Below are 13,072 nucleotides of genomic sequence, written 5' to 3'. Positions count from 1 at the left end.
TAATTATCTCGGCAACATAGTTGCACGTGCTTAGCTAATAAGGCGTATCGCCGCCAATGGTTACGCGGTATCCTGAACGGGTATCGGGGAAGTAATCCCATACTGCAAAATGTTGAGTACAACGGTTATCCCATATGGCGATTGAATGAGGTTGCCAGCTAAATCGCACCTGAAAGTTTGGATCTTTGGTCAGTTCATAGAGCATCGCTAAAATACCATCACTTTCGTTTTTAGATACACCGAGTATGCGGGTGGTATAGGACGCATTAACAAAAATAGCCTTCTTACCTGTAACGGGGTGAGTACGTACTACTGGGTGAACATTACAAGGGTAAGCCGTTCCGTAATCTCCATAAATAGCATGGTATACGTGATTTGCGTCGTGCTCTGCTTGCAATCCCTCTAAATACTGCTGCATAGCGGGAGATAGCGCGTCATAGGCAGCATACATGGATGAAAAAAGCGTGTCGCCGCCAACTTCTGGAAGCGTGTGGATGTACAACATTGAACCCATCGGAGGCTGCGCATTACAGCTTAAGTCAGAATGCCAGTTGTCTCCTGCAATGTATTTAGAGTCTTTATCGGCGTGTATAGCCACAATTTTGTCGTAGCCCTCTATTCCTTTTGCTCCGGGATGAATAATGAGATCGCCAAATATCTGCCCTACCGCCATGTGCTGTTCATGGCTAATCTTTTGGTCATGAAAAAAAATGACCTGATATTGGGCAATGGCGTTTTTGAGTTGATTTTCTACCTCTGCACTTAGGGGCTTTGTTAAATCTATATTGCCAATTTCAGCGCCAATATTACGTGTAAGTGGGGTAATACTAATAGTATTAGATGCCATGATTTACTCCGATCTCAATGAGTCTACAGCGACTGTTACATGCCAAAAGGATAGGTTTTGTAATCGGCGACAGCACTTTCGCGCACACCGCTTAATCCTACTGCATATTGCAATAGCAAGCCCAGTGAGTGGGAAAATCTAGCCTGTATATAGGTATCGTCTTTATCTTCCGAGGGACATGGCGTATTAAAACACGCTTTGACATTACGGATAATTAGATGGTCTGGTATCCAGCAAATACGATTGTTTTTACTGCTACTTATACGTAGTTCTGCCACTGGCAAGTAGCCACCGGTTGACGCTGACAACGCAATGATTAACCCCGGTTTATTCGCTGTTTCCTTTACCCCACAGTACAAAAAGAAATTTTTCAAGCAACTGGGAACCATCCCGTGCCAGTCAGGGGTAATTACAATAAGCGCGTCGGCGCTTTTCAACTCGTCTGATATGGGTTGCCATTGCGTTTGCAATGTGCCTGAAGGCTCAGACCAAAAAGAATCGTCGAAATTTGTCAGCGGATGCACGGCGAGATCTAAAAAATAGGTGTCGTGACCAAGGTCGGTTAAGTGGTTGACCGCATATTGGCCTACTTTGGCAGTTTGTGATGATTTTCGTTGGCTGCCACAGATTACCGCTACTTTCATGACTTTTTCCCACAGTTTGAATATGAACATGTAAACGGTATGTCAGCCGTGTAGGAGATTCTTGTCTGTTTACGCCCAAAGAACTGGGGAATTTACGCATGTAGTGCCATTGCTTGAATTTGCTAGGCGTTTTTTATCAACTATTTAATCAGGTTTATACAAGACTGTGCAGGTCTATCGGGATAGCGTAATGGCATCTAGTACAACGCTAAGAGTAAGCAACGATGAGTGAACTCAACACTATTATGCCAGCTATATTTATTGGTCATGGTAGTCCAGGCAACATCTTGGAAAATAACCCAGCTACACAAATGTGGGACAACTTGGCAAGTGAATTTTCGACGCCTAAAGGTATTGTCTGTGTATCAGCCCACTGGTATATCGACAAAACCGCGGTAACTGCCAATGAAAACCCTCGCACAATACATGATTTTGGTGGTTTCCCTCCCGCAATGTATGAAATGCAATATCCTGCGCCTGGAAGCGTTGAGCTAGCAAATAAAGTTGTTAGCTTACTAGTCGAAGAAGATGCTAGCTTAGATACGAGTTGGGGCTTTGACCACGGAACATGGTGTGTATTGTCTAAGGTATATCCGAAGGCAGATATCCCTGTGGTACAACTTTCCATCGATCGCACCCAAAACAACGAATACCACTTTAATATTGGAAAGAAATTAGCCGCCTTGCGTGAGCAAGGTTACCTAATTTTAGGCAGTGGAAACATTGTCCACAATTTAGGTGTAATGAACTGGAATGCGCGTAATACCACCTATCCATGGGCACAACGGTTTGGTGACTATATTCGTAATGCAGTGACTAATAACACACCGGAGCACGCAGTAGATTATTTAGCCTTCGGCCCAGAAGCTCAGCAAGCTGTCCCCAGTCCTGATCACTACCTTCCTTTACTATACGTGTTAGGTGCTCGTCAACCTACTGATAATGTTACATTTAAATCACAATACTGTGAATATGGCTCGTTAGATATGACCACCATCATACTGCAGTAAGGTATTGCATTATAGCGACGTGAACGGGGGATTTTGGCCAACTTTCTGGGCGTATCTAAGCAAGAAGTTGGGGAGGAGCACCAGTAATCTTTATTTACGAATAAGGGCATACGCCAATAAATACTAACTTCACCTTTTACTGGAGCGCCTCATGGCATTATTAAAAATTGATGACTTGACCAATGCTGACCGCAAGCATCCTTCGGCATTGCACACCTTAAAAGCCACCGTAGAAAACTGCCACTGGGGCTACTTTTCAGCCACTCAAGCTCCTGCAATTAAAGTGAAAAGTGGAGACATTATTCAAGCGGAGGCCGTGACCCACCACGCGGGCGATGCGCCAGATCTTATGATGGATGATGCATTAAAAGCAGTATGGGCGGGCATACCTGAAGACGACAGAAACCCGGGTGTACATTTGATGACAGGCCCCATTTATGTAGAAGGCGCGCAGCCCGGCGACATGCTAGAAGTGCGTTATCTCTCTATGCGTCCTCGCTTTTCCTATGGCTCTAATTTGGCGGCCAACTGGGGCCATTTGTATGAAGAGTTTGGTGAGAAGGAGCGGGTAACAATTTATAGACTAGATTCGGCAAGCATGCAGGCGCATGGACACTATGCCTACGACTTTAAGGGTAAATATGAAACGCCGGGCACCGTAACCCATTGTCCGGAGTGCGAACGTCACAAAGCGCTAAATGGTGTACGTGTTCCGGTTCGTCCTCATTTAGGGACAGCGGGTGTAGCGCCAGACAAATCAGGCCGTGTTAGCACCATTCCTCCGGGTAAACACGGCGGTAATATTGACAACTGGCGCATTGGGGCGGGCTCCACCATGTACTATCCAGTGCAAGTAGAGGGCGGACTATTCTCCATCGGTGACCCTCACGTATCTCAGGGTGACGGAGAGATAAGTGGTACAGCGATAGAAGCATCCTTAGACGTTACTATGCAAATTATTCTACGAAAGGACTTTGTGTTCCCATCGCCACTACTTGAGACACCAAATTATTTTATTGTTCATGGATTTGACGAGGATTTGAATATCGCCATGAAAAATGCCTCCCTTGATATGCTTGAGCTGTTAAGCGAACACAGAGGATTAAGCAAAGACGATGCGTATTCTCTTATGAGTGTGGGCAGCGACTTTACGGTAACGCAGGTGGTCGATACGGTACAAGGCGTTCACGTGAAAATACCAAGAAGTGTTATGAATAAAGGCGAACCTGACAGCAAATAGCACGATGAAAGGCTAAAAATGCCGGAATTATTCACGTTTGCATAAATTGCCAAGAAGTTAGGCGGGTATAGACAAAAGTAGTACTTCAACTAGTGATACCTTAACACTATACCCTGCCATACATGGGATTGGTAATAGCCGATTTCATCTTTTAGCGACTAGGGCCTGAATTGTAACGCTGCTAATGTTGTCAGGCTAACGAGGAAATAACTTATGCCTAAAATCAGTGCCCAAAAACAATCGTGGTTCATTTTGCTTACTTTCAGTTGGTGCTTTTTCGTAATCAGTGCGTCCACTTTCTCTTCTTTAGGCGTAGTGATTCCTTTCATGGTCAATGAATTAGAGTGGACATGGACCACTGCAGGGCTTGGATTTACCTTCCTTGCCATGGCATGCGGTGTGAGTGGTTATTTGCCATCCATTACCATTAAAAACTGGGGTATCGCCAAAACCCTTTTTGTGGGTTTGTGTTTACTGACTGTGGGTTTTCTCACCTTGTATGCCACACACATTCCAGCAACCTACTTCTTAGGCTGTATTTTAGTGGGGATGGGTTACACCTTTGTAGGCGCGATACCCGGCACGTATATTATTACCCACTTCTTTGTTAAGCGTTCGACGGCTTTTGGGTTTTATTACACCATGGGCGGGCTTGGTGGGGTGGCAGGCCCCCTTATTGTTTGGTTAGCCAATGACGCATTAGGCAATTGGCGACTTCATTGGATTATTACACTTACCCTAATTGCGTCCTCTGTGTTGCTCATGTGGCTATCATTGGCTTTTACCGATGCTACTCGTTTAAAACTTCCCCCTAAAGATGAAGAAAAAACAACCCAAAGCAACGTATATGAAACCCGAGAAACTTGGCGCTTTCGCGACGCATTGCGCACGCCGCAATATTGGGCAATTTGTGCGGCTTACACCAGTGTGTTGTTGGTAGGTACAACAGTGAATAGCTTCTCTGTGTCCCACTTAACACAAATAGGCGTTACCTTTGCGCTAGCTAGCACCATGCTGTCGTTAGAAGCATTCTGCAATGCGATGTCTCGGGTTATTGGTGGCTTTATTGCTGAGTTTTTTGAGCCTAAAACAATGTTGCAGGCCGCTTTATTAATGTTGGCAGGTGGTATGGTTGCGCTTAGCTACGGTAATAGCCTTTTCATTCAAGTGATTTATGCAATAGCAATTGGTTTTGGTTTTGGTCTCACGTTTTTGTCGTGCACAGTATTGATCCTACGCTACTTTGGATCAGGCCCATACTTACAACTGTTCTCAACTTTAAACCTGTTTGCCACCGTGGCCGCAAGTGCCCCTTATATTTGCGGCACGATGCGCGATGTTACTGGGTCGTTTGTGTCGCCATTTTTACTGGTCGGGGCTATGCCGGCTGTCGTGTTCGTTGTGGTGTCCTTTATGCGGGCGGAAAAAACCGCCTCTGTTTCGCCACCCACTGTTCATAATGATACTCAGCTCACTGCAGCTAAGGAGCTATAACATGTCTAAAAAAGAATTTGGTGTATTTTTGCCAATTGCGAAAGGCGGTTGGATCGTATCAACAGCCACACCCACCCTAGATGGATCTTATGCACAAAATAAACGTGCGGCTATGTTAGCCGATGGATATGGCATGGATTTCATTATGTCCATGGCAAAATGGCGTGGTTATGGTGGCGAGACCAATCATTGGGGTTGTTCATTAGAGTCTATGACCATGATGGCAGGACTTGCAGAGGCTACACAGCACGCCAGAATTATTGCCACAGTGCATACTTTGCTGATGAACCCAGGTGCAGTGGCAAAAATGGTTTCCACATTAGACCAAATTTCAAATGGGCGGGCTGGGCTAAATATTGTATCGGGTTCGTTTCGAGATGAATTAAATCAAATGGGCGCGTGGCGCGACGACATTGACCATGATGAAAGGTACGCGTACGCACAAGAGTGGAGCACCATTGTTAATCGCTTGTGGACTGAGCCTAGAGTAGATTTTGATGGAAAGTACTTCACCTTAGAAGATTGTGTTTCAGAGCCTAAGCCGGCGAAAAAACCATTCACGGTGTGTGCAGGCCAGTCTGAGCGTGGTTTACGCTTTACTGTACGGAATGCCGACGCATGTTTTGTAGGTGGTAAGGATGATGCAGAAACGCGTTCTATTACTCAAATGGCGCGTGATATTGCCAAAGAGTATGACGAATCAATAAAGTGCTACTGCATGGCAACTCTTGTGCTAGACAAAGACAATACAAAGGCACTCGCGAAAGCTCAGGCATATCGCGAGGGCAAAGATGCTGGCGCAGTAGAAGGAATGATGCGCTCCTACGGTATTGACCCAGCATTAAAAGATAATGCCATGGTAATACGTGCGCAAGGTGCCTTTATGAGTCGTGAGCTTGTCGGAGATCCTGCTTCGGTCGCAGACCAGCTAATTAGTATGCTCGACAACACCCAAATGGACGGAGTAATGCTGAACTTTGACGACTATGACCAAGGGTTAACTTTATTCGGCGAGGAAATTCTGCCAGTGCTAAGAGCACATTATGGCTAGCAAACAAAACGTACTGACCCCATTAAAACCCACATGGCTAAGTGCTGAGCGTTCGGCTTTATGCATCGTAGATGTCCAGCACGACTTTGCAAGCCCAAAGGGCTTATTAGGCCAATATGGAGTAGACATGTCACGGTTAGCTCCGGCCATTTCAAATATCAATTCACTTGTGGAAGATGCACACAGAATTGGGCTGCCTGTTGTGTTCATAGGGCTACAAACTTCCCCTGAGACAGACTCTGAAGCGTGGAGCGAATGGATGGCTCGACAGGGAAAAGACTCTACAAGCGAGCAAGCAATTTGTCGTAGAGGGACACAAGGTGAAGCTTTCTATCAGTGCATGCCGACGCCAAGCGATAAGGTAGTATTGAAAACGCGCTACAGTGCATTTTGGCAAACCGATCTAAATAGTTGGCTTAAAACTCAAGGTATAGACACGCTAGTGGTAACTGGAATAACGACAGAGTGCTGTGTGGAGTCTACCGTGCGTGATGCGTTTCACCACGATTACCATGTATTTGTGGTAAGTGATGCGTGTGCCGCATATGAAGACGAGCTTCACCAGGCGAGTTTAAGATCAATGGCATTAAGCTTTGCTCTGCTCACTGACACGCAAAGTGTGCACGCAATATGGGGGACACAATGACATCGCTATTTAACCCAGATACTCAAACGCCTTACACGGTTACCGACGAGGAAAAGGCAGCTATTGCTAGTGCCATTGAAACGGAAGAGCTAACGCAATTAGCGCTCAGTCTCGGCAATATTCCTAGTCGCTCTGGAGAAGAAGCGCAAGCGGGTGAGTTTGTGCGCAATTGGCTAGTTGAGGAAGGGTTTACAACCCGCACGACTGGAGCCGTAGCCCATAGGCAGAATGTTATTGGTGAGTACGGGGGCAAGGGACTAGGAAAAAACCTACTGTTTACTGCTCATTTAGATACGGAAAGCCCCAGCGACGATGAGCATATTAACCGGCACAAATATCGACCTGAAACTTTGGCAAATCCGGAATGGCAGCAATGTTGGTTAGAAGACGGCAGTTTCCGAGGTTACCCCATTAGTAACGATCGAGGCCCCATGAGTTGTTTTTTGATGGCGGCCAAGGCACTAAAGAAAGCAGGTATAGACTTATCTGGAAAGCTATATCTTACTGCGTGCCCGGGTGAAATTGGCCCAGAGCCGATGGAAGAATGGCAAGGTGTAGACTATTTAGGTAAAGATATTGGCGCAAACTATCTGTTTCATCATGGAGGGGTGGTAGCAGACTATGCTATTGCAGCGGAAGGGTGTGATTGGGGAGTCACTTGGCAGGGTAATGGCTATGCGCTATTTCGCATTCAATTGCTCGGCGAAGGCGTATTCACCCCAATATTAGACAACTCTCCAGACCCTAATGATCACCCTAACCCTATTTACCAGTTAGGGAAAGTAATAGATGCGGTGCACCAATGGGCACAAACTTATGAACAGACGAATCACTATAAAAGTCGTGGCGGAGAATCTGTTCCGAAAGTGCAAATTGACGCTATTAAAGCCGGTTCGCCCCTGACTTTTGGTGCTGGTACAGATGTATGTTCTATATATGTTGAAGTAGGCCTGACTGCAAAACAAACAGCGTCACAACCTTACCATGAGCTTAATCGGTTGTTGGCTAGCTTAGGGTTGACGGGCTACAACATTGAGCCCGTGGTCGTTCGCCACGGCTTCGCTGCAGACGAGGCACAGGTGGCTCCTCTGGTTAAATCCCTGAGTCAAGCAACCTCAGCCGTGAAGGGAGAAGCGCTTACATTGGCTCATCCAGCGTATTCAAGCATGTGGCGTGATCACAATGTGTTTAACATGCAACGCATTCCTGCAGTGACGTCGGGTATGCCTCGCTTTCGCCCGACACCCAAAGATTTAACCGACAGTGCTCTAATTTACGCAATGACTGCGCTTGCCATTTGTGGGCGCGCTACCTAGAAACATTGAATACCAAGAGGTTTGCAATGCAACAAGCAAGTAAAAGCCCTGAAACGGGATTAATGATTGCGCCGTTGAAGGACAATTTTGGCGCGCAAATATTTGATGTAGATTTACAACATGCTGACGAGGCATTGCTACAAAAAGTTGTTCGCACATTTCACGCTCATGGCGCTATTGTTCTGCGCAACCAAACCATGGATCCAGATGACCTAATGCGTTTTATTCAGGCATTTGGTGAACCAGAACTGCATACGCAGACAAAGTTCTGCTTACCTAATTACCCGCATATATTCAAAATTTCCAATATGGTCGATGCGAATGGCGAGCCCATTGGCGCGCATAATGATGGATTAGGTTGGCATACCGATTATTCGTACAAGGAAGAACCTGTAATGTGCACTATGTTGTATGCGGTGACTGTGCCAGAAGAGGGGGGAGATACACTATTAGCAGATCAAGTAGCGGCCTACAATGATTTACCCGACGATGAAAAAGCCTTTTTAGACACTTTAAAAATTCACCATTCACTGGTGCATTTTATCCAAAATCGTGACTTTAACAGCTATGAAATCACCGATGAACTGCGTCGAGAAAACCCCGATGTGATTCATCCGTTAGTACGTGTACACCCTTCTGATGGGCGTAAAGCGTTATGGGTAAGCACTGGCACTGTAAAACATGTTTTGGGTATGGACGATAAAGAAGCCATGGCGCTCGTCGAGCGATTGGTTAATTACACAACTCAACCAAAATATGTTTATCAACACAAATGGCAAAAAGGTGACCTATTGATGTGGGACAACCGTTGTACATTACACACGGGTACTCGCTACGACGACGTGAAATACCAGCGAATGGCTCATAGACTATGGGTAAAAGGAGAGCGTCCTATCGCGGTTGATAATAGCAATGTGGCTGAACGTAAAGTCTCTTGACGCATACTAAGCGACTTAATCGTCTCAAATGAGGGGTATATTATTCTCGTGATGATTTCATTATTTAATTGTTATATCCCGCTGGCCACTACCTAAGTAGTGGCTTTCTTTTTTACAACGTCTTAAACTCCAAATATCGCATTCTTCAAGACGCCATTGCCAATGCCATAATACGAGAACGAGAAAAGCCCCAATATCATCTAAGTAATGGGGCTTTGATTGACGTACGGCATGGAGCGCTTAGTGTTATTCCGTGGTAAAGTGCGCAGGTATTTGAGGCTCAGCTCCACCTTTTCCCCAGAGTATTATTTCATTTCCCCATGGGTCTTCAAAGGCAGAGTTAAAGCCATTAAATTCGTACCAAAAATGGTCTTTCCAAAGTACCTTCGCGCCCTTCGATACCGCCCGCTCAAGGATGTCTTCCATGGTGTCATCGTCGCTCACCAATATCCATACTCGGGCTTTGCTGCCAGGGCCTGCAATTTCTCTGGGGTCAGCACCTTCATTATTAGGGTGGGGGCGAGTGTTGTCGGCTTTATGGATGCCTAAATGAAAATTACCGATAGTTGTTTCGTTACCGTTACTATCATACATGTTGCCGCCCGGAACCATACGGTGGAAGACACCATAAGGCCTAGGGTCATTTTCCCACCCGAAAACATCAGCGTAAAATTCGCCAGCGGCAGCGGGATCATCGGAGGTCAAATCAACAAATATCAGTGTGTTCGGTTTGCTCATGTAGCACCTGTTCGTGGGTTGTATAAAGGTTTAAATAGGGTGTGGAGAATGGCCAGAACAAAAATGTTCCGACCAAATAGGCTTAAAAATTGTAGCTAAAGTTGGCAATCACTTGGCGAGGTGCAACGTATTCATCACTAACCACGCCGCTCCCGTACGGATCGACAAAGCGTCCAGCAATTGCCGCTTTGTCAGTAAGGTTGGTTGCAGTGATCCAGGCTTTCCAGTTTGCATCGTCAGGTTCATATTGAAGGAACATGTTGACGAGACCGTAGCTGTTGACTTGATCGACGTCAGTACTAAAGATACGGGCACTATAATCTCCTCGGTATAGGTACTCTATACGCGCAGTGATAAGGCCATCTTCTAATTCACCAAACCAAGTGGCGTTAATGCCGCCAGCCAATTTAGGTAGGTTTGGTGGCGTATTTCCCTCCACGTTAACCGTGGCTGAACCTCGGGCAACAAACCATTCGTAGCTCCAAGCGTAAGGCGCATCACCATTTGCAAGCGCAGCGGCGCCAGCAGCGTCGGCTTCTCGACGGTCTAATGCATAGTACTCCATGGGATATTCACCGTGCAGCGATGTGGCGTTGATGCCAAGTTGAACGCTGTCGTTAAATAGCCACCACGAGGCCTCTGCTTCTATCCCCCAAATATTTGCTTCTGGAATATTCCCAAGTCCGCCTGAATAGGGAATGGGGTCTTCTTGAATGTACTGCATATCTTTGTATTTGTAGTAAAACGCCGATACGTTTAACTTCAGCTTATTGTCGAGTAGCTGGTTTTTGCTACCTACTTCAAAGGCATCCACAATTTCCGGCTCTATGGTGGTGCTTACTACCATCGCGTTAACAGCGCCGCTATTAATACCGCCGGGTTTATATCCACGAGACAAACTTGTATACACCATATTGTTTGATGACAACGTGTAATTCACCGCAACTTTGCCTGTGACTTCATCGGTATCAAATTTCTTTGGTGAAGGCGTGGCATAGTAGGTAGAGGATAAGCCTTCAAAGCTATCGTCGTTGTAACGAATGCCTGCAATAATTTGCATATCGTCGGTAACATTTAATGTGCCTTGTAAAAATGGAGCCCACGATGTGCGTTCTAAAGATGAGTTTTCAGCATAAGATAAATTAGCAGGAAGTGAACTAGGATCAGTGTCGGCTGGCAGAACGCTAGTGACATCGTCGGGATCGGTGCCGGCGTATTCATTGACGTATTGGTCACTGTTTGAGTTGAGGTAAATACCGCCAATAACCCACTCAAAAAAACGGCCCGGATCAGAACTTAGTGATATTTCTTGCATCACTGTCTCGGCCGATGTTGCCCACGTCGTTACGTGATCGTACCCGCCAAAATTATCAATGGTGCTTCTGTCTGCATCAAAAGATTGGGCATGATCCATGTTTTGGTAGCTTGTTATCGACTTGAAGGTCATGCCTGATAGCTGCCATGTGACAATGGCGGACGTGACATCCATGGTCATATCAAACTTGGCGGGAAAATCCTGTGAAACCACTCGCGGGTCTGAATTAGGATCATCAATGGCTTTCAACGCGGCACCATTATTATGGGCATCATAATGTTGAGCAATGAAGACCACGCTTAAATCGTCACTCGCTTGCCATTTGGCTGAAACTCGACTGTTATCATTATTGGCATCGTCGAGTTCATAGCCACCAGGAATGCCGTTAGATTCAGCATAACCATCGTGACTGGTGGTTTGCGCCACGGCACGAATCGCAAAATCATCGCCGAGAGGTAGGTTAACAGCGACTTGTCCTTGATTGTAGTTGTAATTACCAAAGCCCGCCTGCACTTCGCCAAAAAACTCACCCAACACAGGCTTCTTACTAATGACATTGAGTGTGCCTCCGGTAGAGGCTGCACCAAATGCTGTTCCCTGAGGACCGCGTTGTACTTCAATGTGCTCTACATCTAAAAAGCCCATATTTAACGCGATGTTATTAGTGATGTACGCGCCGTCCATATGAAACGACACACCTGGATTGCTAAAAAAATTCTCCGGAGTTTGCGAACCTACGCCACGAATACTAACCATCCGTTCTGAGCCGCCACTTTTATTAATTTGAAGTCCAGGAACGTAACCATTTAAGTCGGTTGCATCTGTAATATTAGCCTGTTCCATTAACTCACCGTTCACCGCTGTAACAGACAGCGGGGCATCTTGTAAATTAACGCGGCGCTGATCAACGGTGATAGTTACGGTCTCTACATCGTCGGGGACTTTTTTATCTTCCGCATCTTCCGCAGCGAAAGCGACAGAGGTAGAACAAAAGATGGAAAGTAGCGCACTTTGAATCAAGGTCTTTCTAAAATGTAGTTCCTGCATGATGTTTCCTCTAATATTGGTAATCTTGTCTTTTTAGGTGGTGATTACTCTTGTTGAAAGGTTGCAGAAGCGACAGCTAAGGCGGTCGTATGAACAGGCTTACTTAGGAACCATGTTGCATCAGCCGTTTGTTTTGTTATAGGAGTCCCATAAATACGCTGTGATTCGTTAATCTATAACGCAAGCAATGACACGCATATTTATTCCGCTTTCCTCGCCAATCTCTTCACGTGAATATCGGCAAACTTGCTCTAAAAAAACCGCAAATTGCTTAGCTTCATCTTCATACTACGCCAGTTTATTTGCTTATAATTGTTCAAATGTGTATGACTTTTAGGGAATGAGCGTACGAACGAAGGATATGAAAAAACACTATTTATTAAATGTTTGCTGCACGGATAACGGGATTTAAACAATCAAAGGCTAAATTGGACACTTGAGCACATTTTTTGCCCCTAATTCGCGCAGTTATCTTTATAGACTGGTGTCAAAGTGTACAAATTTGGTGCAATTTTTATTGGTCTTGTTTTTAATTTCCTTGAAAAACAATTGCTTGCTGATGGTATGGTTTATGCTGAGTATAAAGGCTAGTCAGTATACGATATGCATATTTACATTCCGACAGCCTAAACATGCTGTCAACCACACTGGCGATAAAAAAATATAGAGCGTCAAAAAACATAATAAACGACGCCGCCGTGAGTGTGATTTTAACAGGCAAGGTAAATTTAGATTACGCGTAATCACTTCCAAAGGGTCTTAATAGACCAGCCTTCTCGCTTTTTG

The 13,072-nt window shown here is 45.5% G+C and carries 11 protein-coding genes; 7 read left to right on the top strand and 4 right to left on the bottom strand.

From position 1 onward, the window contains the following. Window positions 1-34: 34 nt before the first annotated feature. Together EP13_RS17980 and EP13_RS17975 are read right to left on the bottom strand one after the other, a co-directional pair. Window positions 35-847, bottom strand: a complete 813-nt coding sequence (locus EP13_RS17980; RefSeq protein ID WP_044058478.1) for a TauD/TfdA dioxygenase family protein — start codon at window positions 845-847, stop codon at window positions 35-37. Window positions 848-882: 35 nt separating this feature from the next. Beyond that, a complete protein-coding gene (locus tag EP13_RS17975; RefSeq protein ID WP_044058477.1) occupies window positions 883-1,491 on the bottom strand; it encodes an NADPH-dependent FMN reductase in 609 nt (202 codons plus the stop codon). A gap of 224 nt (window positions 1,492-1,715) precedes the next feature. On the opposite strand from EP13_RS17975, the gene ygiD reads away from it, so the two are divergent. The 7 genes from ygiD to EP13_RS17940 all read left to right on the top strand — a co-directional run bounded on the left by ygiD (window position 1,716) and on the right by EP13_RS17940 (window position 9,186). Further along, the gene (gene ygiD, locus EP13_RS17970; RefSeq protein WP_044058476.1) at window positions 1,716-2,501 is read left to right on the top strand and encodes a 4,5-DOPA-extradiol-dioxygenase; all 786 of its coding nucleotides are present in this window, start codon (window positions 1,716-1,718) and stop codon (window positions 2,499-2,501) included. A 151-nt stretch (window positions 2,502-2,652) separates the two neighbouring features. Then, window positions 2,653-3,741: an acetamidase/formamidase family protein gene (locus EP13_RS17965; RefSeq protein WP_044058475.1), complete on the top strand. Its 1,089-nt coding sequence runs from the start codon at window positions 2,653-2,655 to the stop codon at window positions 3,739-3,741. Window positions 3,742-3,954: 213 nt separating this feature from the next. Then, a complete protein-coding gene (locus EP13_RS17960; protein ID WP_044058474.1) occupies window positions 3,955-5,235 on the top strand; it encodes an MFS transporter in 1,281 nt (426 codons plus the stop codon). Between the two features lies 1 nt (window position 5,236). Further along, window positions 5,237-6,286, top strand: a complete 1,050-nt coding sequence (locus EP13_RS17955; RefSeq protein ID WP_044058473.1) for an LLM class flavin-dependent oxidoreductase — start codon at window positions 5,237-5,239, stop codon at window positions 6,284-6,286. Further along, window positions 6,279-6,932, top strand: a complete 654-nt coding sequence (locus tag EP13_RS17950; RefSeq protein WP_044058472.1) for a cysteine hydrolase family protein — start codon at window positions 6,279-6,281, stop codon at window positions 6,930-6,932. Before EP13_RS17955 ends, EP13_RS17950 begins: the two co-directional genes overlap by 8 nt. Beyond that, complete coding sequence (locus EP13_RS17945) at window positions 6,929-8,248, top strand: zinc-binding metallopeptidase family protein (RefSeq protein WP_044449035.1); 1,320 nt, start codon at window positions 6,929-6,931, stop codon at window positions 8,246-8,248. Before EP13_RS17950 ends, EP13_RS17945 begins: the two co-directional genes overlap by 4 nt. Before the next feature lie 26 nt (window positions 8,249-8,274). Then, the gene (locus EP13_RS17940) at window positions 8,275-9,186 is read left to right on the top strand and encodes a TauD/TfdA dioxygenase family protein (protein ID WP_052364482.1); all 912 of its coding nucleotides are present in this window, start codon (window positions 8,275-8,277) and stop codon (window positions 9,184-9,186) included. A 246-nt stretch (window positions 9,187-9,432) separates the two neighbouring features. On the opposite strand, the gene EP13_RS17935 is transcribed toward EP13_RS17940, so the two are convergent. Both EP13_RS17935 and EP13_RS17930 read right to left on the bottom strand, forming a co-directional pair. Then, entirely contained in the window at window positions 9,433-9,924 is a 492-nt protein-coding gene (locus EP13_RS17935) for a VOC family protein (protein WP_044058471.1), read from the bottom strand. Window positions 9,925-10,006: 82 nt separating this feature from the next. Continuing rightward, entirely contained in the window at window positions 10,007-12,286 is a 2,280-nt protein-coding gene (locus EP13_RS17930; RefSeq protein ID WP_052364481.1) for a TonB-dependent receptor, read from the bottom strand. Window positions 12,287-13,072 lie beyond the last annotated feature (786 nt).

Origin of the sequence: Alteromonas australica, from assembly GCF_000730385.1 — a bacterium.
Lineage (GTDB): Bacteria > Pseudomonadota > Gammaproteobacteria > Enterobacterales > Alteromonadaceae > Alteromonas > Alteromonas australica.
This window is presented reverse-complemented; position numbering and strand designations above follow the sequence as displayed.

What these genes read in the sequence shown, in the direction of transcription:
- EP13_RS17955 (WP_044058473.1), top strand. Translation starts at nt 5,237, where the DNA reads ATGTCTAAAAAAGAATTTGGTGTATTTTTGCCAATTGCGAAAGGCGGT.
- EP13_RS17945 (WP_044449035.1), top strand. Translation starts at nt 6,929, where the DNA reads ATGACATCGCTATTTAACCCAGATACTCAAACGCCTTACACGGTTACC.
- EP13_RS17960 (WP_044058474.1), top strand. Translation starts at nt 3,955, where the DNA reads ATGCCTAAAATCAGTGCCCAAAAACAATCGTGGTTCATTTTGCTTACT.
- EP13_RS17940 (WP_052364482.1), top strand. Translation starts at nt 8,275, where the DNA reads ATGCAACAAGCAAGTAAAAGCCCTGAAACGGGATTAATGATTGCGCCG.
- EP13_RS17930 (WP_052364481.1), bottom strand. Translation starts at nt 12,286, where the DNA reads ATGCAGGAACTACATTTTAGAAAGACCTTGATTCAAAGTGCGCTACTT.
- ygiD (WP_044058476.1), top strand. Translation starts at nt 1,716, where the DNA reads ATGAGTGAACTCAACACTATTATGCCAGCTATATTTATTGGTCATGGT.
- EP13_RS17980 (WP_044058478.1), bottom strand. Translation starts at nt 847, where the DNA reads ATGGCATCTAATACTATTAGTATTACCCCACTTACACGTAATATTGGC.
- EP13_RS17965 (WP_044058475.1), top strand. Translation starts at nt 2,653, where the DNA reads ATGGCATTATTAAAAATTGATGACTTGACCAATGCTGACCGCAAGCAT.
- EP13_RS17935 (WP_044058471.1), bottom strand. Translation starts at nt 9,924, where the DNA reads ATGAGCAAACCGAACACACTGATATTTGTTGATTTGACCTCCGATGAT.
- EP13_RS17950 (WP_044058472.1), top strand. Translation starts at nt 6,279, where the DNA reads ATGGCTAGCAAACAAAACGTACTGACCCCATTAAAACCCACATGGCTA.
- EP13_RS17975 (WP_044058477.1), bottom strand. Translation starts at nt 1,491, where the DNA reads ATGAAAGTAGCGGTAATCTGTGGCAGCCAACGAAAATCATCACAAACT.